Genomic DNA, 23,019 nt, shown 5'->3' on the forward strand with positions numbered 1-23,019 from the left:
CTCTCGGCAGACAATCCCCTGCAACCCTCAACTTCTTGGTATCGTGCGCGCCGAAATATTTACTTACATATATCGCCCGCGTCGTTTGTCATTACCGAGAAGCTGTAGAAATGCCCAATCCCATTCCTCTGAAGGATCATGAAAAAGAGAGCAGTCTGGTCAATTTGCGTGTAGTGGCCTGTGCGTTGCTGGTCGTTGCCTTGAGCGGTTGCCTGATCGCTCGCATGTACTTTCTGCAGGTCGTCGAGTTCGACTATCACTCCACTATCTCCGAAAACAATCGGGTGCATGTACTGCCGATTCCGCCCGAGCGCGGTTTGATCTATGACCGCAATGGTGTAGTGCTGGCCGATAACCGGCCCAGCTTCAATCTGACCCTGACCCGCGAGCGCGCCAACGACTGGCACAAGGTCATCGACGAGTTGATGAGCATCCTGTCGCTGCCCGACGAGGACCGTATCCTTTTCGAGAAAGAGCTCAAGCAGGTCCGTCACCCGTTTGAACCCGCCACCTTGCTCTACGAATTGACCGAAGAGCAGATCGCCTTGCTGGCGGTCAACCAGTTCCGTTTGCCGGGCGTCGATGTCGCGCCGCAGTTCATCCGCCACTATCCCCTGGGCGCACATTTTGCCCATTCCATCGGCTATGTCGGGCGGATCAACGAGAAAGAATCCAAGCAACTGGACACCGATTACCGTGGCACCCAGTCCATAGGCAAGACCGGCATCGAGCGCTTCTACGAGTCCGAATTGCATGGGCATGTGGGCTATGAGGAAGTCGAGACCAATGCCCAGGGCCGCGTATTGCGGGTGCTCAAACACACCGATCCGACTCCGGGCAAGAACATCACCCTGAGTCTGGATGTGCATTTACAGGAAGCAGCCGAGAAGGCTCTGGGTGATCGCCGTGGTTCGGTGGTGGCGCTGGATCCGGCCACGGGTGAAGTGCTGGCGATGGTCAGTAAACCCAGCTTCGACCCCAACCTGTTCGTGACCGGTATCAGCTTCAAGCAATATGCAGCGCTGCGCGATTCCATCGACCGGCCATTGTTCAACCGGGTATTGCGCGGCCTGTATGCGCCCGGTTCGACGGTCAAGCCCGAAGTGGCAATTGCCGGGCTCGATACGGGTGTGGTCAATGCCTCGACCCGGGTATTCGATCCGGGGTATTTCCAGTTGCCGGATTTCGACCACAAGTACCGCAACTGGAACCATAGCGGCGATGGCTGGGTGGACATGGACACCGCGATCATGCGTTCCAACGATACCTATTTCTACACCCTGGCCCACAAGCTGGGCATCGACCGCCTGCATGACTACATGGCCATGTTCGGCCTGGGCCAGAAAGTCTCGCTGGATATGTTCGAAGAGTCTGCAGGCCTGATGCCTTCGCGGGAGTGGAAGCGGGCGACGCGGCGTCAGGCCTGGTTCCCCGGCGAGACGGTGATTCTGGGCATTGGCCAGGGCTATATGCAGGTCACGCCGCTGCAACTGGCTCAGGCGACGTCACTGATTGCCAGCAAGGGTGTCTGGCATCGTCCGCACCTGGCGGTCGAGGTGGGTGATGTGGCGCCGGTGGATGAACATCCGATGCCCAATATTGTGCTGCATGATCCAAATGAGTGGAATCAGGTCAATCAAGGCATGCAAATGGTTATGCATGACCCGCGTGGTATTGCCCGTGACGCGGCCAAGGGCGTGCAGTATCACATCGCTGGCAAGAGCGGCACCGCGCAGGTGGTGGCGATCAAGCAGGGCGAGCGTTACGACCGGCTCAAGACGCTGGAGCGCAACCGGGACAACGCATTGTTCGTCGGCTTTGCCCCGGCCGAGCATCCGAAAATCGTCGTTTCCGTCATGATCGAGAACGGCGAGGCGGGCGGCCGGGTGGCCGGGCCTGTGGTCAGGGAAGTGCTCGATGCCTGGTTGCTGGACGATTCCGGCAAGCTCAAGCCGCAATACGCAGCGCCGAGCAAGCCTGAAGGTCCTCCGCATGCTTGAGGATGTCATTTGCCCCGAGGGCCGGTTTCTCTGAGGAAAACTGCCAGTACGATGGCAAGCACGATGCCGGCCAGCAGGTAGTCGCCTGCCTGCTGGAAGACCTTAAGGCTCATGTCGCCCCCTGCGGCGATTCGGCTCAGCAGGTGGCCGAATACCGGTGTCAGCAAGGCGCTGAAGGTAAACACCAGGAAGTTGATTGCGCCGGTTGCGCTGCCTTTCACGTTGTCCGGGTTGACCTCCTTGATGATGGTGTAGGGAATCATCGCAGCTCCCGAACCAATACCCAGCAGCAGGCCGAACAGGTAAGGCGGGGCGATGCCGGCGGGCAGATACAGAATCGCGCTACACGACACCAGCATCAGCAAGGCTCCGCCGATCATGACCGGCTTGCGCCGCCCCAGACGGTCCGAAACATAGCCCAGCAACGGACAGCCGATCACCCAGCCCAGCGGCACCATACTGCTGCGATTCACCGCTTCGGCATAGCCGATGGACAAGCCTTCGCGCAGGAATGGAACACCCCAGATCATGTCGCCGATGGTGGTCGGCAGAAACAGCAGGCCGGCGCTGAAACCACAGAGATAGGACTGAGGGTTGCTCAGCACCTGTCTGTAGGGCGTGAGCAGCGAACCTGCCGAACCACTGCTGTTGAGCGGCCTTGGATCATGGCCTTTGGGCGTCGCGATCAGCACCAGAAACGCAACCACAGCCAGGCAGGCTGCCGAAATGAACCAGAACTGCTCCCAAAGGATAGTGCCGTGAATCAGTGGCCCGACTCCGAATTGCCCGGCAAAACCGCCCAGCATGCCGAAGCATTGGGTAAACCCCACGGCGGTTGCCAGATAGCGCGACGGAAAACCATGCGTGGCCAGATAGACCGCCCCGATAAAGGAACAGGCCGAGCCGGCACCTTGCAGCAGGCGTCCGATCTGCGCGGCCTGTAATTCGCCCAGGCCGAACAGAGCAGCACCCAGGGCAACCATCAGGATGCCCAGCGGAATCACATACTTGGCACCGAGCCGATCCAGCGCAGCGCCCGCAATGATCGAGAAGACCGAGTAGGTGTAGTAATAGAGTCCGATCAGGGCACCGATTGCCACCACATCCTGGCCGAATGCCTGAGTCAGCTCCGGCATCATCACGCCGGGCGCAGAGCGCAGCGAATACTGAATGAAGTAGAACAGGACACAGAACAGCCAGGCAATGACAAAGCCTGCATGCAGCCGCTCGGAACCTGTGGACAGGGTTGGGGATGAGATGGAGGGCATAGGGTGAATGACTCGCTTACAGCATCTGGAGACTCCACACCATAGACCGACCTGGCGGGCATGACCTTGCAGCAGGTCAATAAAAACGCGGTAACACCTGAAACAGAGCGATTTCTTTCCGATAAAGGCACAGACGTACAAGGCTTGTAAGGGCCGCTCATGCCTACTGTGGAGTCTGCATCTGGCAGCCTCTGGAAACTTCACATGAATCGCAATGACCTGCGCCGCGTCGATCTGAATCTGTTGGTGATTTTTGAAGCCTTGATGTTTGAGCGCAACCTCACCCGGGTTGCCGAGAAGCTGTTTATCGGTCAGCCGGCGGTCAGTGCCGCGCTGGGGCGTTTGCGCGATCTGTTCGATGATCAATTGTTGCTGCGCAATGGCCGGGCCATGGAGCCTACGGCCAGAGCCCTGGATATCCTCAAGGAAATCCGGCCTGCACTGGATACCATTTCCGGTGCGGTCAGCCGGGCCAAGGAATTCGATCCTGCCACCAGCACCGATGTCTTTCGCATCGGGCTGTCCGATGATGCCGAGTTCGGCCTGTTACCACCGTTACTCAAGCAGCTTCGCGAAGAGGCCCCCGGCATCATTGTGGTCATTCGCCGGGCCAATTACCTGCTGCTGCCTGCCTTGCTGGCCTCAGGGGAAATTTCGGTGGGTGTCAGCTACACGGTGGATCTGCCTGCCAACGCCAAGCGCAGGAAATTGCGCGAAATCGGTTGCAAGGTGATTCGTGGCGATGCCCGTCCGGGTGCCTTGAGCCTGGATGAATACTGTGAACGGCAGCATGCGATGGTGTCGTTTTCCGGTGACCTGAGTGGCAATATCGATCTTGACCTGGCCCGCGTAGGACGTGCCCGCAAGGTGGTATTGGCCGTTCCCCAGTTCAATGGCTTGCGCGCCTTGCTGGCCGGCACCGAATTGATTGCCACTGTCCCGGATTACGCGGCCTGTGCGCTGGTGGAAGGCAGTGCATTGCGCGCCGAAGATCCGCCATTCCCCATAGTGCCCGCCGAATTGTCGATGGTCTGGAGCGGTGTCCATGACAACGATCCGGCCGAGCGCTGGCTGCGTTCGCGTATTGCTCACTACATGTCAGCGCCGCTGGATGTGAATGCCTGAGGTGCAAGACAGCACATACATTCAATTTCTGGCCTGTAATCAACGGCACTATCTCCCTCGGTCAAGCGCATCGTCTGGCCTGGAGATTTTCATTCGGTGTTTACGGAGCTGCCGGCCATGTCCGATCCCATTCGTCTCGACACACAAGCACGTGTTCTGAACAGCACAGTCTTCAATGAAGTCGTCACCCTGGTCATCAAGCACCGGATCAAGGCCGGACAAGAGCCTGCTTATGAGGCCTGGCTGCGCCGCATCGTCACCATTGCCGGGGGGTATCCCGGACATTTGGGCGTGGATGTAATCCGCAGCAAGTCCGGCGGTTTGCATCTGTTTACCTGTGTCCTGCGTTTCCATTCCACCGAAGCCATGCAGAGCTGGCTGGAATCCGATGAGCGCAAGCAACTGGTCCAGGAGGCTGCGCCTATGCTTGCCGATGGCGACCAGACGCAGGTCAATCCGCACAACGAGTTCTGGTTCAACCCGGTGGCGGATGAGGCTGGACCTCCACCTCGCTGGAAGCAGGCGTGCGTGACCTTTCTGGTCATCCTGCCGCTGAGTCTGTTGATTCCTCTGCTGTGGAAGCCGGTCTTTGCCCTCAGTCCATGGCTGTCGGGCTATCTCGTCAGCAATGCGCTGGTGACGGTAACCATCGTTCTGTTGGTGGTTTATCTATTGATGCCTGCGGCCACACGCCTTTTTGCATCCTGGCTGAAGGCTCCACAAGGAAAGTGAACCCATGAGTGATGACAAAACCGATTTGCAGCGCAGGCGCTTCATTGCCAAAGGCTCATTGCTGAGCGCCGCTGCGGCGATCCTGCCTGCCTTGCCATTCTCCGGTTATGCCGGTGCTTCCCAAACTTTTGCCAAAGGTGCTGCGATGAATGTCGAACTGATTCTCTTCAATGGTCAATTTCACACGGTCGATCGTGAAAAGCCAAAGGCCAGTGCCGTAGCGATCAGTGGCGGGCGGTTTGTCGCAGTGGGAACGGATGCTGAAGTGATGGCGTTGCGCGGCAGCGCCACTCAGGTCATCGACCTGAAACAGCGCACGGTGATTCCCGGTCTGAACGACTCACACCTGCATCTGATCCGCGGTGGTCTCAATTACAACCTGGAGCTGCGCTGGGAAGGCGTTCCGTCCCTGGCCGATGCCTTGCGCATGCTCAAGGAACAGGCCGACCGCACGCCGACCCCGCAGTGGGTGCGGGTAGTGGGTGGCTGGAATGAGTTCCAGTTTGCCGAAAAGCGTATGCCGACTCTTGAAGAACTCAATCAGGCGGCACCCGATACCCCGGTATTTGTGCTGCACCTCTATGATCGCGCCTTGCTCAACCGCGCCGCCTTGCGCGTGGCAGGCTACACCCGCGATACCCCCAATCCGCCCGGAGGCGAGATCGTTCGGGATTCCCAGGGCAATCCCACCGGCATGCTGGTGGCCAAACCCAATGCGATGATCCTGTATTCGACCCTGGCCAAGGGGCCGAAACTGCCGCTGGAGTATCAGGTCAACTCGACCCGACAGTTCATGCGCGAACTCAACCGGCTAGGCGTCACCAGTGCCATCGATGCAGGTGGCGGCTTCCAGAACTATCCCGATGATTACGCGGTGATCGAGCAACTGGCCCGCGAAAAGCAGCTTACGGTGCGTATTTCCTACAACCTGTTCACCCAGAAGCCCAAGGAAGAACTGGCCGACTTCAAGAACTGGACCAGCTCGGTCACTCTGCATCAGGGTGACGATTTCCTGCGGCATAACGGGGCAGGGGAGATGCTCACGTTCTCGGCAGCCGACTTCGAGGATTTCCTTGAACCTCGCCCGGATCTGCCGCCTGGCATGGAGCAGGACCTTGAGCCTGTGGTACGGCATCTGGTCGAGCATCGCTGGCCGTTCCGGTTACATGCGACCTATGACGAATCCATCAGCCGGATGCTGGATGTCTTCGAGAAGGTCAACCGCGATATCCCGTTCAATGGCCTGCCGTGGTTCTTCGATCACTGTGAAACCATTACCCCAAGGAATATCGAGCGGGTCAGGGCACTGGGCGGTGGCATTGCGATTCAGGACCGCATGGCGTTCCAGGGCGAATACTTCGTCGACCGCTACGGTGCCAAGGCTGCCGAAATGACCCCGCCGATCAAGCGCATGCTCTCCGAAGGCGTGCCGGTCGGGGCCGGCACCGACGCTACACGGGTTTCCAGCTACAACCCCTGGACATCGCTGTACTGGATGGTCAGCGGGCGCACGGTCGGCGGGCTTGAGCTGTATCCCGAAGGCCTGTCTCGTGAAACCGCGCTTGAACTCTTCACCCACGGCAGCGCCTGGTTCTCGTCCGAACAAGGCAAGAAGGGGCAGATCAAGGTCGGTCAACTCGCGGATCTGGTCGCCTTGTCGGCGGACTACTTCAGTGTCGAGGAAGAGTCCATCAAGTGGATCGAGTCGGTGCTGACGGTCGTCGATGGCAAGGTTGTCTTCGGCTCCGGTGATTTCGAAAAACTGGCACCTGTGAGCCTGCCTGTGCTGCCGGACTGGTCGCCGGTCGCAAAAGTCGCAGGGCACTGGCGACCGGCTTCACCGGTACTGGCCCAGGTTCACCAGTGCAGCGGCCCTTGTGCCGTGCATTCCCATAGCCACGAACGCGCGCGTCTTTCCAGCGTGCCGGTCAGCGACTTCCAGGGTTTCTGGGGCGCGTTTGGCTGTTCGTGCTTTGCGTTCTGATTGTTCCACCCTTGCATGCAACGATAAAAAACCGAGGAGTCAACCATGAGCACCCCGTACAAACGCTTGAACAAAGATGACGCAGCGGTTCTGCTGGTCGATCACCAGACTGGCCTGATTTCTCTGGTCCAGGACTTTTCGCCCAACGAATTCAAGAACAATGTCCTGGCTCTGGGCGATGTGGCCAAGTTCTTCAACCTGCCGACCATCCTCACCACCAGCTTCGAGCAAGGCCCCAACGGTCCGCTGGTGCCGGAACTCAAGGAAATGTTCCCGGACGCCCCTTACATTCCACGTCCTGGCCAGATCAATGCCTGGGACAACGAAGATTTCGTCAAGGCCGTCAAGGCGACCGGTCGCAAGCAGTTGATCATCGCGGGTGTGGTGACCGATGTGTGCGTGGCATTCCCGACCCTCTGCGCTCTGGCCGAAGGTTTTGAGGTGTTCGTGGTGACCGATTCTTCCGGCACTTTCAATGAAACGGTCCAGCAAGCCGCGTGGGCGCGCATGACTGCCGCGGGTGCACAACTGGTCAACTGGTTCTCGGTTGCCTGCGAACTTCAGATCGACTGGCGCAATGACATGGAAGGTCTGGCCAATCTGCTGTCCCAGCGCATCCCGAACTACCGCAACCTGATCAACAGCTACACCGCTTTCACCGCCCGCTGAAACCGGCAGCCCCTCTACGTCGGCAGTGACCAGACAGTCACTGTCGACGCACCTTTTGCAGATTCAAAAAGATTATGTAGTGATCAAAAATAATCACTACATAAATGTTGACGCCTGCCTTTTCCTTTTGCATTATGCAGCTGTCTCCCTGATCGGGAGCGCTGAAAACGATGTACTGAACAGGCTCGGCAAGCCGTCGAGATGTTCCCCGGATGCAGGCTGCCCACAAGGCAGATTGATGAAGCTGACCCGGCATGGCCCGTCCGAAAGGGCGAGCAGCTGGCGAAACGTCCTCATGATACTTGTGGCAGACCTTGTAACGGTCGCCAGCCAGGTCTTTGGCTTTCGCTACGCTCTCCTTCCGTGACGCTTCCCTGTTGTAGTGGCTTTATCTCAAGGCTACCTGCATGTCCTACGGCTCGGGTTGCAAGACGTGAACATGACTCACTGTCTTATCCGACAGGCAGTTTTATATATCAATGGTCTTAAACAGGTTAACGAGCGAAGGAGCATCAACATGAATATCAACAATCATCCAACTATTGATGAGCTGGCTCGTCTGTTTGCAGCACGCAAAGATACTTTGGACAGCCATATCCTCTGGATCGAAAACTCGGGTGAAGTGCATATCGACCCCATGTCGCCCTGCACGGCAGAGGGCGAATTCCAGGAAAAACACCCTGAAATGCTTGCTTGCCTGAAGATGTTCCGCAGAGGGCAGGGCTATGTCGGCAAGAAAGCCGCCGCCGATAAAGAGTTCATGAAGGGCCTGTTGCAGAATCTGAAAGATGAATGGCAGCAAGCAAAAAAACAACAGCGTTTTGTTCGGGTTGCCTGACTGCAATAAACACACATGATTATTAAAAGTGCCCTCTCATTGAGGGCACTTTTTTAATGGCGTCATTAGTCTTTAAAAGAAAGATCCAGTTATTTCTGTCACTGAAAAACCTCCTGCAGCCCCATACTTTCTTGCCGCTTGCCGCTTGCCGCTTGCCGCTTGCCGCTTGCCCGCGTAACAAACCCGACACACGGTGGATACAAAAAATTGACGTCATAATGATGTCAATCTACAATCGCGCCGAATTTGATATCAATATGATATTGCAGGGATGTGCGTCGTGTATCTATCCGCTCAAGGACGGCTCTGCCAGTCCTTCTCGCTGCCACTTCTCTGGTTTCCCCGGCCGTTTCCGCTCCCGCCTCCAGTGAGCAGAACCTGATCTGTCGATCAGTTTTCGCCTCGAACTGCTTTTAAAAATCTTTCCAGACTTTCTGATCCCCGCAGGAATACTTCCGCATGGACGCCAAGCACCTCGCCTTCCTGGCCCGTCAACCGTCGGCCCGTGTCCAACCGCGTGAGCGCTTCTGTGGCCTGCCCAAACGCGGCATTGCGCTGATCCTGGCTCATGCGATGTTCTGGCAGCCAATGTGGGCGCAGGCCGATGGCGTGGTGGTCAGTGGTTCGGGGACCGGCCTGGGGCAGGCGGGCAATGGCGTGCCGATCGTCAATATCGCGACCCCCAATGCCGGCGGGCTGTCGCACAACCAGTTCCAGCAGTACAACGTCGACGCCCAGGGCCTGATCCTCAACAACATCGCCCAGCAGACCGGTGCGACCCAGTTGGGCGGGATCATCGTCGGCAACCCGAACCTGAACAACGGGGTGGCGGCGCAGGTCATCCTCAACGAAGTGGTGGGCGCCAACGCCAGCCAGCTCAAGGGCTACACCGAAGTGGCCGGGCAGGCGGCGCGGGTGATCGTGGCCAACCCCTATGGCATCACCTGTAATGGCTGCGGTTTTCTCAACACCCCGCAGGTGACCCTGACCACCGGCAAGCCGGTGCTGGACGGCAACGGCAACCTGACGCACTTCAATGTCCAGAACGGCAGCGTGGCCATCGAAGGACTGGGGCTGAACGCCGATAACGTTGATCAGTTCGACATCATCACCCGCAGCGCGAAGCTCAACGCCGAGCTGCACGCGAAAAGGCTCAACGTCATCGCCGGACGCAATGATGTCGACGCCAGGACCCTCACTGCCACGGCGCTGGCGGACGACGGCAGCGCCAAACCTGAACTGGCCATCGACAGCTCGGCGCTGGGCGGCATGTACGTCGGGGCCGTGAAACTGGTCGGCACCGAGGCGGGTGTCGGGGTGCGGCTGGCCAGCAATGTGGCGGCCAGTGCCGGGGATATCCAGATCGATGCCAATGGCCACCTGAGCCTGACCCAGGCGGCTGCCAGCGGCGCGGTCACGGTCAAGGCTGCCAGCGTCGAGGCCAACGGGCCGCTGTATGCGGGTTCCTCGCTGACGGTGACCACGCCGGGCGATCTGGCCATTCAGCAGAATGTCGCCGCGCGCGATGTCGTCACCTTGTCCAGCGGCGGGCAACTGACCAACACCGCGATCATCGAAGCGGGCGTCAATGCCGACACCGGCCGCAATGCCACGGGCGATGTGGTGCTCTCGGCGGACAACCTGACCAACACCGGCAGCGTGGTGGCCAGCCGCGCCCTGCAGGCGAATGCCACCCGGACGTTGACCAACCAGGGCGGGACCCTGAGCGGGCAGGCCAGTACCCGGGTCACGGCCACGACCCTCGATAACCATCAGTCGGGGCGCATCCTGAGCCAGGGCGGCAGCGTGGACATCACCAGCAGCCAGGTCGCGAACCAGGGGGGACGGATCGCCAGCAGCGGTGCTTTGACCCTGACCGCCGACACCGTGAACAACAATCAGGGCGTCGTGCGCAGTGAGGGCACTCTGAGCCTGGACAGCGGTTCGCTGGCCAACACCGCGGGCAGCGTGACCAGCAAAGGTGCCGCGACCCTGACCGTCACCGACGCAGTGGTCAACCAGGGCGGCGAAGTGCTGAGCGATGCTGCGCTGACCCTCAACAGCGGCACGCTGGACAACAGCCGCAGCGGACGCATCGCTGGCAAAGGCGTGACGGTCACCACCGGTGCCTTCGACAACCACCTGGACGGTCGCCTGACCAGCACCGAGGCCTTGCGCCTGACGGCGGCGCAGGTCAATAACAGCGAAGCGGGGCGCATCGCCAGTGCCATGGCGTTGACCGCCGTGGTTACCGGGCTGGATCAACATGCGGATGGTCGCCTGTACAGCAGCAGCGACGTCAGCCTGGACCTGAGCCGTGGTCACCTCAATAACCAGGACGGCCTGATCACCGCCCCCGGCCAGTTGCTGCTCAAGAACTTCGGCACGGTCGATAACCAGCGCGGCGAAATCTCAAGCGCCCAGGGCTTTACCCTGGCGGCGACGTCGCTGGACAACACCGACGGCACGGTATTGAGCGATCAGGCGTTGATCATGCGCATCGACCAGGTGCTGACCAACCTGCGCGGTCGGGTGTCCGGCACGGGGCTCGAGCTGGAAGCCACGACCCTGACCAACACCCTCGGCGAACTCTCCAGCAAGGGCACACTGACCGCCACGCTCGGCGAGTTCGACAACAGTGCCAAAGGGCGTCTGCTGGCTAACGGTACGCTGCTGCTGACCGCCGATGCCTTGACCAACACCGGCGGCAGTGTCACCAGCAAAGGTGCCGCGACCCTGACCGTCACCGACGCGCTGGTCAACCAGGGCGGCGAAGTGCTCAGCGATGCGGGGTTGACCCTCAACAGCGGCACGCTGGACAACAGCCGCAGCGGGCGGATTGCCGGTAAAGGCGTGACCGTCACCACCGGCGCGTTCGACAACCACCTCGATGGTCGCCTGACCAGCACTGCCGCGATGACCCTGACCGCCGCGCAGGTGAATAACAGCGAAGCCGGACGTATCGCCAGTGCCATGGCCCTGACCGCCGTGGTTACGGGACTGGATCAGCACGCCGACGGTCGCCTGTACGGCAACGGCGACGTCAGCCTGGACCTGAGCCGTGGCCACCTCAATAACCAGGACGGCCTGATCACCGCCCCCGGCCAGTTGCTGCTCAAGAACTTCGGCACGGTCGATAACCAGCGCGGCGAAATCTCCAGCGCCAAAGGCTTTACCCTGGCGGCGACGTCGCTGGACAACACCGACGGCACGGTATTGAGCGATCAGGCCTTGATCGTGCGCATCGACCAACTGCTGACCAACCTGCGCGGCCTGGTGTCCGGCAAAGGCGTTGACCTCACGGCCGACACCCTGAACAACACCCTTGGCGAGGTGAGCAGCGAGGCGGCCCTGAAGCTGGACGTCACCGGCGACCTCAGCAACCGCCAGGGCCTGCTGAGCAGCGCGGGGGCCACCAGCCTCGAGGCCCGGAGCCTGGACAACGCCGAAGGCCAGGTCCAGGCCGACGAGGTACTGACCGTCCGTCTGGCCCAGGCGCTGAGCAACCAGGCCGGGACCCTGGGCGCGGGGCTGGGCCTGAACCTGCGGGCCGCGAGCCTGGACAACCGCCTGGCCGGGGCCGTGCTGACCGATGGTCAATTGGATATCACCCTGACCGGCACCCTGGACAACCGCAGCGGTGGCCAGGTGCAGGCCAAGGGCATACTGACCCTGACCAGTCAGACCCTGAACAACCAGGGCGGCCGTGTGGTGGGGCAGGACCTGCTGACCGTGAACAGCGACAGCGCGCTCAACCGCGGCGGGGTGATCCGCGCCGACAAGCTGATGACGCTGTTGATCGGTGACCTCGATAACAACCAGATTGGCCTGAGCGCCGCGCAGAAGGGCGTGATCACCGGCCAGGCCGGGCTGAGCTTTATCGGCACCCGACTGAATAACCAGAACGGCCTGCTCACGGCCGTGGGCGGGATGACGCTGGAGGCCGACACGGTCCTCAACGGCGCGGGCCGCATCGCCAGCCAGAGCGACCTGACGGCCACCGTCGACACCGTGACCCAGCAGGGCGGCGAACTGGTGGCCCAGGGCACCCTGACCCTGACCGGCCAGCGCCTGGATAACCGGGCCGGTGGTCTGGTGGGCGCCACAAAAGCGCTGAAACTCGAAGTCGACGACCTCGACAACCGGGCCGGTGAAGTGTCCAGTCAGGTGGGCGTGGAACTGATCGGTGATGCACTCGACAACCGCGACGGCGGCAAGGTACTGGCCGGCACCGCGCTGCAACTGCTTGTCGAGCGGGTGATCAACGAGAACAAGGGCCTGCTGTTCGGCCAGACCCTGAGCCTGACCGGCCAGCGCCTGGACAACGCCGGTGGCACCCTGGGCAGCCAGCAGGCCCAGACGCTGACCTTGAGCGGTGCCCTGGACAACCGCGGCGGCCTGCTCAACAGCGAAGCGGCGCTGACGGTCAAGGCCGCCTCGCTGGACAACACCGGCGGCACGCTGTCCAGCGCCGAGGCGCTCAAGGTCAGCACCGACGGTGCGCTGATCAACCAGACAGGCTCGATCACCACCGACACGACCCTGACCCTGGTCAGCGACAGCCTGGACAACCGCCAGAAAGGCCTGCTGTCCGGGCAGGGCGCGACCCGCGTCACCACCGGGGCCTTCGACAACAGCCAGGGCGGGCAACTGACCGGCGGCGACACCCTGGAACTGATCGCCGGCGACGTCATCAACCAGAGCGCGGGGCGCATCGCCAGTGCCCTGGCCCTGACCGCCAGCGTCACCAGCCTCGAGCAGCAGGGCGGCGAACTGTTCAGCCAGACCACCCTGAGCCTGGACCTCAATAAAGGCCAACTGAACAACCAGGGCGGGCTGATCAACAGCCCCGGTGCGCTGCTGCTGAAAAACCTCAAGGCCGTGGACAACCGGGGCGGGGAAATCTCCAGTGCCCAGGCCTTTACCCTCATGGCCCAGTCATTGGACAACAGCGGCGGCAAGCTGCTCGGCAGCCAGGCGCTGACCCTGGACCTGGTCGCGTTCTTCAGGAACCTCAAGGGCAGCGTGTCGGCCACCGGGCTGACGATCGACAGCGACAGCCTGAGCAACGACGAAGGCCTGATCAGCAGCCGGGCGGGGATGACCCTGACCGTGGACCAGGCCCTGAGCAACGTCAAGGGCACGGTGATCGCCGATGGCGACCTGGACGTCAGCGCCGCAACCGCTAACAACACCCTGGGCCAGATCACCAGCCAGAAAGCCCTGACCGCGGTGATCGGCAACCTGCAACAGCAGGGCGGGCAACTGTCGGCACTGGGGGCTCTGAGCCTGACCGGCACCACCCTGAACAACAGCGCCCAGGGCTGGGTCGGTGCCGGCGAAGCCCTGACCCTGACCGTCGATGACATCGACAACCAGGGCGGCGAGATCTCCACGCAACACGGCATCACCCTGAGCGGCGACACGCTGACCAACAGCGGTGGGCAGATCCTCGCGCAGCAGGCGCTGACCCTCGACGTCGCGAACATCACCAACCACGCCCAGGGCGTGCTCTCCGGCAAGACCGGCCTGACCCTGACCGGTGCTTCGCTGGACAACAGCGGCGGGGTAATGAGCGGCCTGCAAGGGCTGGTCATCGACCTGTCCGGCGCACTAAACAACAGCACCGGTGCGATTGGCAGCGAAGGTCTTCTGAGCATCGAGGCGGGCAGCCTGACCAACACGGCGGGCAGCGTCTCCAGTGCCGGTCAACTGACCCTCGACATCGCCGGTGCCCTCGGCAACCAGGGCGGCGAACTGGTCACCGACGACACCCTCACCCTGACCAGCAGCGGCCTGGACAACCTGCAAGGCACCATCAGCGCCAAGGGCCGGGTGATGATCGACACCGGCGACCTGGACAACAGCCAGAAGGGCCGGATCAGCAGTGGCGAGCGGCTGGACCTGACCGCCGCGCAACTGACCAACCGCGACGGTGGCCGCATCGGCAGCCAGCAGGCGCTGGTGGCCAGCGTCAGCGGCCTTGACCAACAGAAGGGCAGCCTGTTCAGCAACACCTCCCTGAGCCTGGACGTGAACCAGGGCCTGCTGGACAACCAGGGCGGCCTGATCACTGCGCCCGGCGCGCTGCTGCTGAAAAACCTCAAGACCGTGCTCAACCAGGGCGGCGAAATCTCCAGCACCCAGGCCTTTACCCTGACGGCACAGAGCCTGGACAACAGCGGCGGCTCGCTGCTGAGCAACCAGCTGCTGACCCTGCGCATCGATCAGGCCCTGAACAACGTCAAGGGCCTGATCGCTGCGGCGGGCGTCGATGTCACGGCGGCCAGCCTGGACAACACCGGTGGCACCCTGACCAGCCGCAACGCCCTGGACCTGACCGTCACCGGCCGGCTCACCAACCGCGACAAGGGCCTGATCAATGCCGCCGAGACGTTGAAAATCACCTCGGGTGACCTCAATAACCGGGGCGGGCAACTGCTGGGCGGCGGCGCGCTGACCCTCACCAGTGCGGCCCTCGACACCGGTGCCCAGGGCCTGATCAACAGCCAGGGCACCCTGACTGTCACCGCCGACAGCCTGAGCGCCGACAGCGGTGGCGAAGTCTCGGCCCTGGGCAGCCTGACCCTGGTCCTCGACGCCCTGTCGCTCAACGCCAGCCGCCTGATCGGCAATGCCGCGCTGAGCCTGGACCTCAAGGGGGCCGACCTCACCAACCGCGACGGCCTGATCAGCGCCACCGGTCCCTTGACCCTCAGCCGGGTACGGGACGTCAACAACCAGGGCGGGGAAATCTCCAGTGCCCAGAGCTTCACCCTGACCGCCCGGACCCTGGACAACAGCGGCGGCCAACTGATCAGCAACGCCCTGCTGACCCTCCAGGCCGACAGCCTGCTCAACCAGAGCGGCCTGATCTCCGGCTGGCAAGGACTGGACGTGACCGCCACGTCCCTGGACAACCGCAGCAACGGCACCCTGTCCAGCCGCCTCGGCGCAGTGGACGTGGACCTCGGCGTCGCGCTGCTCAACAGTGGCAATGGCGCCCTGGTCAGCCAGACCGCCCTGACCGTGACCGCCGACCGCCTCGACAACCGCGGCGGCATCCTCTCCAGCGGCACCGGGCAGACCCTGACCGTCACCGGCCTGCTGGACAACAGCCAGAAAGGCCTGATCGACAGCGGGGCCGACCTGATCGTCACGGCCAACGCCCTCGACAACAGCGCCGGCACGCTCACCAGCCCGGGCAAGGTCACCCTCGACCTGCTCGGTGCCCTGACCAACACCGGCGGCCAGCTCGCCAGCGGCGGAGACTGGCTGCTCAAGCGCAGCAGCGCCGTGCATAACCAGGGCGGTCAACTGGTCAGCCAGCGTCTGATGACCCTCAACACCGGCCTGCTGGACACCAGCAACCGCGGCACCGTGGCGGCCAACGGCACGCTGCTGATCACCGCCAGCGGCCAGGTCCTCAATAACGCCGACGGCCTGATCTACAGCCAGAACGGCGACGTGACCCTCAAGGCCGCCAGCCTCGACAACACCGCCGGTGCCGTGCAGGGCCAGAACGCCCTGAGCGTCGAAGTCACCGGTGCGGTCGACAACCAGAAGGGCCGCCTGATCGCCCAGAACGGCGACCTGTCCGTCGAAGGCGCGAGCCTCGACAGCCGCGGCGGGCTGCTGTCCAGCCTCAAGGGCCTGCTGACCACGCAGATCACCGGCGTGCTGAGAAACGGCTACGCCCCCAACACCACCCAAGGCGGCGTGATCCAGGCCCAGCGCCTGAGCCTGATCGCGCTGGGCGGCTTCGACAACTACGGCGGCCGCGTCTCGGCCAGCACCGGCGAAGCCCTGCTCACCACCGCCAACCTCGACAACCGCAACGGCGGCATCTACGCCAAAGGCCTGGTGCGGGTCATCGGCCAGGACCTGGACAACAGCGGCGACAACGACGGCCAGATCGCCGGGGGCCAGGTCGACCTGCAACTGACCGGCGCCCTGAACAACCGCCTGGGCATCATCGAAAGCGACAGCCGCCTGGCGATCAAGGCCGCCAGCCTCGACAACCGGACCGGGCAGATCCGCTCCCTCGGCACCAGTGACGCTGCCGACTTCCAGATCGGCACCCTGTTCGACAACCGCAACGGCACCGTGGAAGTCGCCAACAGCAACCTGATCCTCAACGCCGCCAGCTTCCTCAACGCCAACGGCAACCTGCTGCATGCCGGCGCGGGCACCTTCGACATCTCCACCGCCAACCTGACCCAGGCCGGCGGTAACCTCGTGACTCGCGGTGGCCTGACCATCACCGCGGATAACTGGACCAACAGCAGCGTGATCCAGGCCGGCCGGCTGACGGTCAATGTCGGCACCCTCAACCAGACCGCGAGCGGCCAGTTGCTGGCGTCGAGTGCGTTGGTGGGCACGGGTGGGAGCTGGACCAATGAGGGGGTGATTGCCAGTGACGGGACGCTGAGCCTGAACCTGAGCGGGGGGTATGGGGGAGGTGGGCGTACCAGCAGCCTGGGTACCCTGGGCCTGACCGCCAGTCAACTGGCGCTGACCAGTGCCGCGAGCCTTACGGGCGGCGCACGCACCGAACTCAATATCACCGGTCTGGCCAGCAACTATGGGCGTATCACGTCGGCAGCCGATCTGATCGTCAATGCCGGGAGTGTGAACAACTACGGCACCTTGGGTGCCACGCAAAACCTTACCTTCAACACCGCGAGCCTGCTCAACAGCCAGGGGCTGATCTTCAGCGGTGGGGATATGCAGACCAATGTGGGGAGTTTGACCAACCTGAAGGGCGACTTCTATGCGTTGAATAACCTGATCATCAAAGGGTATGGCGTTGAACGGGCCAGTCAGGTCTCGAATATCTCGGGTTCGATGGAGAGTGGCGGCAACTTTGCGATCAGCGCGACGGCGTTTGAGAACCGCACGGAAGGTTCGGATAGCCAGCAGGCTTCTACTGCGGGTCGGACTTTGGTGAAGGGGATTATAGGGATCAAATGTTACGACTGTTATACAGGCAATATAGTTGATTACGTTGTGAGGGAATACTTTGAAGGGGGGCAGGATGCTGATGTTACAGCTTCTTCTATTTTGGTTTCCGGAAAAGGTTTTAACTTTTTTGGAGGGGGGTTTTTAAATAGCAAAAGTACAATAAGTGCGGTGGGTGATGTTGTCATTAGCGCTGATAATGTAAGGAATGTCGGGGCGGTTGGCGGTTCTGTAGTGCGTACACGTATTTACGCCATGGAAGATAGATGGCGATTCTCAGATGCAAGATATTATAATCAGCGCAATAATCCTGATTTTCCTAATATTTACTATATGAATGAGGTTGGTGAGTTTAGATTAGGGGTGGTTGTTGCTTATTATGTTGGGATGTTTAATAGGCCGTATGAGTTTGACGTAGAAGATGCAGTGACATCTCAGTATGTAGGTAGCATTCCTGTACCTTTCTATACTGGAACTCCTAATGGTGAGTTGGCCGTGTCGTTGTATGACCGAAATAACCTTATCGAGGTGCCTGAATCAATCACGCGCTTAGAGCTGCTCAGTGATGTAGAGGAAATTTTGGATGGCGGTAGCAGCGGCCGAAGCGCTGTCATCCAGTCAGGCGGTAATGTCTCTATCACCGCTACACAAAACTTGCAAAATAGTGTCATTCGCCAGGATTATGTAGTCGGTGGCGGCACCAGTAAAGTTCAAGGCACCAGCCCCTCCGGTACAGGCACAGCGATCATTCGTGTCAACGCCCAACTTCCCCCCGATCTGTCCCAGCAACAAGTCAATCCACTCACCCTGCCAGGCTTCAGCCTGCCCACCAGCCAGAACGGTCTGTTCCGCCTGAGTGCCCAGACCGGCAGTAATGTCGCTGCGACTCAAACCACTGGCGCGCCACAAAACTGGACGCTCGGCAGTGCCAGCGTTTCGGTCTCCCAACGCGAGCAGACCGTTTCCGATACTCAGGGCAGAACCCTTCAGTTCGGGACCGCCGGGCAGGTTTCGACCGCCACTCGCCAACTGGCCAATGTAGTCCGTCAGAACTCGGGGTTGAGCGCCAATGCTTCTGCCTTTGATTCCAGCGCTCCAGCCGACTCGGCAAACAGCCTGCAATTGATCGCCCACAGCTCCGGTTCGCCAGGGGCGACTCAGGTTGCCGACGTGACGCAAGTTCAGGCCAGCAACCATAACGGCGTTCCCTTGCCGGTGCCGGTAAATGGTCTGGCGACAGCGGTTCCTGTGATTGCTTCTACTGCCTCAAACACCGCCGCTACTCCGACTCAGGTCGCCCGTGTTCAGGCCTTGCCCGGCAATACTGCACCGCGCAATCCACATAACTACATGATCGAAACCAACCCGGCCCTGACCGATCTGCGCCAGTTCATGAGTTCGGACTACCTGCTGGCCAGCCTAGGCTACGACCCGGAGACCAGCGCCAAGCGTCTCGGGGATGGCCTGTATGAACAGCGTCTCGTCCAGCAAGCCATCGTGGCCCGTACCGGTCAGGCATTTCTGGCCGGGCAGACCTCCAACGAGACTCAGCTCAAGTACCTGATGAACAACGCCATCGCCAGCAAGGAGCAACTGAACCTGAAGATCGGTGTGACCTTGAGCCCTCCACAAGTGGCGGCCCTGACCCACGACATCGTGTGGCTCGAAGAGCATGAGGTCAATGGCGAGAAAGTCTTGGTACCGGTGCTGTACCTGGCCCAGGCCAATAACCGCCTCGCTCCGAACGGTGCATTGATTGCCGGTAACGACGTCACGCTGACGGCGGGAGGTAATCTCGATAACGTCGGAACCTTGCGGGCCACCAATAACCTGTCGGCAACGGCGGGCAACGATCTGGTCAACGTCGGCCTGATCGAGGCGGGTAATCGTCTTGACCTGTTGGCGGGTAACGACCTGTTCAACAAGGCCGGAGGCATTCTCTATGGCCGTGATGTGACGCTGACCGCTACCCGTGGCGATGTTATCAATGAGCGGACCGTCATTCGCGATCAACGCAGCACGGGTGGGATTCAGGACTTTGTTGAGGATGTCGCCCGTATCGAGTCTGCCAACGATCTTGTTGTGACGGCCGGGCGCGATGTGATGAATATTGGCAGCACTCTGCAGGTTGGTGGTGACCTCAGCCTGATTGCCGCTCGTGACATGAGTATCGTCGCGGCACAAATGGAAAAAGCACGAACGCTCAGCTTGAACAACACTCGGTCCAGCATCACGCAACTGGGCTCCAGCGTCAGCGTTGGTCGTGACCTGATTGCCCTGTCGGGACGCGATATCAATGTTGTAGCCAGCGACATCGACGCCAAGCGCGACATCGCCATGGCCGCGACCGAGAACATGACCATCAGCTCGGCGGCAGACGAAACCCATTCCCTGTCCAGAAGCAAGAAACTCACCGTCCAGACCGACCATGTCAAACAGGTCTCCGCCGACCTGAATGCCGGCGGCAGCATTGCCCTGAACGCCGGTCAGGACCTGGCCGTCATCTCCAGCCGCATCACCGCAGGTAAAAACGCCAACCTGTCGGCAGGCGAAAACCTCAGCCTCCTGGCCGCACAGGACAGTGACTACTACCTCTACGACAAGAAGAGCAAAGGCAGTTGGGGGAAAAAGAAAACCAAGCGGGATGAAGTGACCGATATCCGCAATGTCGGCAGCGAAATCACCAGCGGCGGTGACCTGACGCTGGAGAGCGGTGGCGACCAGTTGTACCAGGTGGCCAAGCTCACCAGTGGCAATGACCTGACGATTGAAAGCGGTGGTGGCATCACCTTTGAGGGGGTGAAGGACCTGCATCAGGAGAGCCATACCAAGAGCAGTAGCAGCCTGGCCTGGACCTCGATGAAGGGGAAAGGCAGAACCGACGAAACCCTGCGCCAGACAGAAATGGTGGCCAAAGGTGAGCTTGCGATCCGCGCTGTGGAAGGTTTGAAGATCGACATCAAGCAGGTTGACCAACAAACCGTCAGCCAGACCATTGATGCCATGGTCCAGGCCGACCCTCAACTGGCCTGGCTGAAAGAAGCCGAGAAGCGTGGGGATGTGGACTGGCGTCAGGTGAAGGAGCTGCATGACTCCTTCAAGTACAACAACTCCAGTCTTGGTCAGGGCGCGATGTTGGCGATCATGATCATCATTACGGTAGTAACGGCCGGAGCTGGAACTTTTGCTGCAGCAGGAACTGCTGCTGGTTCTGCTGCAAGTGGGGCTGCGACTGCAGCTGGTTTTTCTACTACGACAGCTTTAACTATCGGGACGGCTGCCCATGCGGCTGCGGTGGCAAGTTTGACTTCTCTTACATCGCAGGCAGCCATTAGCACGATTAACAACAAAGGTAACCTTGGAGCTGCGTTCAAGAGCACAGTCAGCAGCGATAGTTTGAAAGGGGCTTTAATCTCAGGGCTTACTGCTGGTTTCACAGCAGGTGTTATCGACCCTAACTTGAGTGGCACAAGCAAACCATTCAATAACCTTACTAAAGGCTTTGATCTGTCGAGCCTCAAGGACATTGGCGGCTTTGTAGTTAACGCCGGTGCACAAGGACTGGCTACGGGGGTAATCAATACAGCCATTAATGGTGGAAGTCTGGGCGATAACCTGACCAAGGCGCTTGTTTCCCAGGCTGGAAACGTAGCCGCAGCGGTTGGTTTTTATCAGATAGGAAGCATAGCTAACGAAAATTACGCAAAAGCATTCTTGAAGAATGATACGCAGGGAATGGCGCTCTGGGCAGAAGGCGGAATGGGGCGTACCGCATTGCATGCCATGATGGGGGGCGCAATTTCCTCGGCGACCGGTGGTGATTTCGCGACGGGAGCGGTTGCGGCAGGTGCCAGCCAGGCCATGGCAGGCGTATTAAATAATGCATTCAAGGATATTCCGGAGTTTCGTGAGGCGGCATCAAAAATTGTGGGTTTGACCGCAGCGGGTCTGGCCGGAGGCGATGTCGAACAAGCTGCCTGGGTTGCTGGAATGGCAGATCAATACAACCGCCAGTTGCATCCTCACGAAGAAAAATGGCTTAAAGATAACGCCAAAAAGTTTGCTGAAACTTTAGGTATCACTGAGCAGGAGGCTATGGAGCGCCTAAGTCGGCAAGCCCTAAAGGATGTAGATTATCTATGGCGGGCTCAACTTGCTGATGGGGATGACCATGCTGCGAAAGTTTTTCTATCATCAGCAGGACAAACGTTTGTCAATGATTTGGGTGTGCCCCAAGCTCTTTTTTCTACGAATGGCCAGCAATTGTTCAGGCCGGAGATGTTTGCGGATACAGCCGATCGCACGTTTTATCGGCAGTTTGTACAGAGCGGTATCAGCCGTGAGTTGAGTTCCGGTCTGCTCAAGGAAATGAAGGATTCCGGTATCGATTTGAAGGGCGAGTCCATCGATCTGCTGAAGGCCTCCATCGATCATCCATCTGTCGTTGTGAGTGGATTATGGGAGGGGATTAAAGGGCTTCCTGAAAGTATCGTCGATAGCTTCAAGGAAAATGGGAATGCTATTGGCGAAGGCGCTGCTGTTGCACTCAACGATGACCTCAGTGACAAGCTCAATGCTCTATATGGCGTTGATGTGTCAGCTGCCCAGCAGGCCTTGCTGCTGATTCGTACAGTCAGCGCGGTAACGGGGGCGGGGGCGGTTGGCAAAACTGGCGCCAAACTCACCGAGGAGGTTGCAGAAGCTATTGGTTCCAAGCTGGACGAGATGCTTAATAAGGCTGTGATCCTGAGGAATATTGCGGATAGTCAGGCTGCGCGGGCTAGTTCAAACTTCGGGCAGTTCAGCAAGGCAGAGGGGCAGCTTCAAGAGATACTTGGTATTTGGCCACCAAATAGTGGCGGATACTCTCCTGTCCTCAATGTGACGCTTGATGTAGGAATGCAGGTTGACCGTTTTGGGTATCCGGGAGGTAATTATATTTCTCCATTGGGTGCCTCTTTTGGTGAGCGTGCGCTACCCTCTTCGTATGAGGCCACTAAGCCGTATTTTCAATATGAAGTTATTCAGCCTATTCCTGGGGTTACACAGGCGAAAGTGTTACCATGGTTTGGTCAGCCAGGAATGGGTACGCAGTTTCAGCTTCCGAATTCTATTCAATGGTATCTGGATAATGGGTTTTTAAATGAAAAGAAATAAGTTGCTGTGTGAGCTTTCTGCTATTGGTGTTAACGAAAGCAGTTACTCTTTGGGTGAGATTCGAGGTGGTGATTGTGTTTGTGTCGTCTCAGAGAATACTGGATGGAAAGTTTATTACGTGGAGCGTGATAAACCTGTTGAGCTTGCTGTGCTTGATAGTGAAGAGGAAGCGTATGATTTTGTATATGTGACTTTCTGCAAGTGGCTTGGTATAAATACGGTTGTGTAGGGGTTATAGATAAAGATTTAAGGCTCAATTTTTTATGGGGTTCTCAGTTTTTTAAT

The 23,019-nt window shown here is 59.8% G+C and carries 9 protein-coding genes; 8 read left to right on the top strand and 1 reads right to left on the bottom strand.

What is annotated here, in order from left to right:
- Window positions 1-110: 110 nt before the first annotated feature.
- On the top strand, window positions 111-2,000 hold the full coding sequence (gene mrdA / locus JSY17_RS01810) for a penicillin-binding protein 2 (RefSeq protein WP_117180829.1): 1,890 nt from the start codon (window positions 111-113) through the stop codon (window positions 1,998-2,000).
- A gap of 5 nt (window positions 2,001-2,005) precedes the next feature.
- Here the strand turns inward: mrdA and JSY17_RS01815 are convergent, their stop codons facing one another.
- A complete protein-coding gene (locus tag JSY17_RS01815; RefSeq protein WP_206401232.1) occupies window positions 2,006-3,268 on the bottom strand; it encodes an MFS transporter in 1,263 nt (420 codons plus the stop codon).
- A 204-nt stretch (window positions 3,269-3,472) separates the two neighbouring features.
- Between JSY17_RS01815 and JSY17_RS01820 the strand changes: the two genes are divergently transcribed.
- The 7 genes from JSY17_RS01820 to JSY17_RS01850 all read left to right on the top strand — a co-directional run bounded on the left by JSY17_RS01820 (window position 3,473) and on the right by JSY17_RS01850 (window position 22,963).
- Window positions 3,473-4,393, top strand: coding sequence for a LysR substrate-binding domain-containing protein (locus tag JSY17_RS01820; RefSeq protein ID WP_117165101.1), 921 nt, complete (start codon window positions 3,473-3,475; stop codon window positions 4,391-4,393).
- Between the two features lie 117 nt (window positions 4,394-4,510).
- Window positions 4,511-5,125, top strand: a complete 615-nt coding sequence (locus JSY17_RS01825; RefSeq protein ID WP_206401234.1) for an antibiotic biosynthesis monooxygenase — start codon at window positions 4,511-4,513, stop codon at window positions 5,123-5,125.
- Between the two features lie 145 nt (window positions 5,126-5,270).
- Window positions 5,271-7,109, top strand: a complete 1,839-nt coding sequence (locus JSY17_RS01830; protein ID WP_117181018.1) for an amidohydrolase — start codon at window positions 5,271-5,273, stop codon at window positions 7,107-7,109.
- A gap of 45 nt (window positions 7,110-7,154) precedes the next feature.
- Window positions 7,155-7,778 (top strand): isochorismate family cysteine hydrolase YcaC, encoded by a 624-nt coding sequence (ycaC, locus tag JSY17_RS01835; protein ID WP_200998258.1) that lies wholly within the window; start codon window positions 7,155-7,157, stop codon window positions 7,776-7,778.
- Between the two features lie 517 nt (window positions 7,779-8,295).
- Window positions 8,296-8,616: a hypothetical protein gene (locus JSY17_RS01840; RefSeq protein WP_122371302.1), complete on the top strand. Its 321-nt coding sequence runs from the start codon at window positions 8,296-8,298 to the stop codon at window positions 8,614-8,616.
- A 459-nt stretch (window positions 8,617-9,075) separates the two neighbouring features.
- Window positions 9,076-22,734, top strand: coding sequence for a two-partner secretion domain-containing protein (locus tag JSY17_RS01845; RefSeq protein WP_206401236.1), 13,659 nt, complete (start codon window positions 9,076-9,078; stop codon window positions 22,732-22,734).
- Window positions 22,721-22,963, top strand: coding sequence for a hypothetical protein (locus tag JSY17_RS01850; protein WP_206401238.1), 243 nt, complete (start codon window positions 22,721-22,723; stop codon window positions 22,961-22,963). The genes JSY17_RS01845 and JSY17_RS01850 overlap by 14 nt, the downstream gene beginning before the upstream one ends.
- The last annotated feature ends 56 nt before the right edge of the window (window positions 22,964-23,019 follow it).

This window comes from Pseudomonas capsici, assembly GCF_017165765.1.
Lineage (GTDB): Bacteria > Pseudomonadota > Gammaproteobacteria > Pseudomonadales > Pseudomonadaceae > Aquipseudomonas > Aquipseudomonas capsici.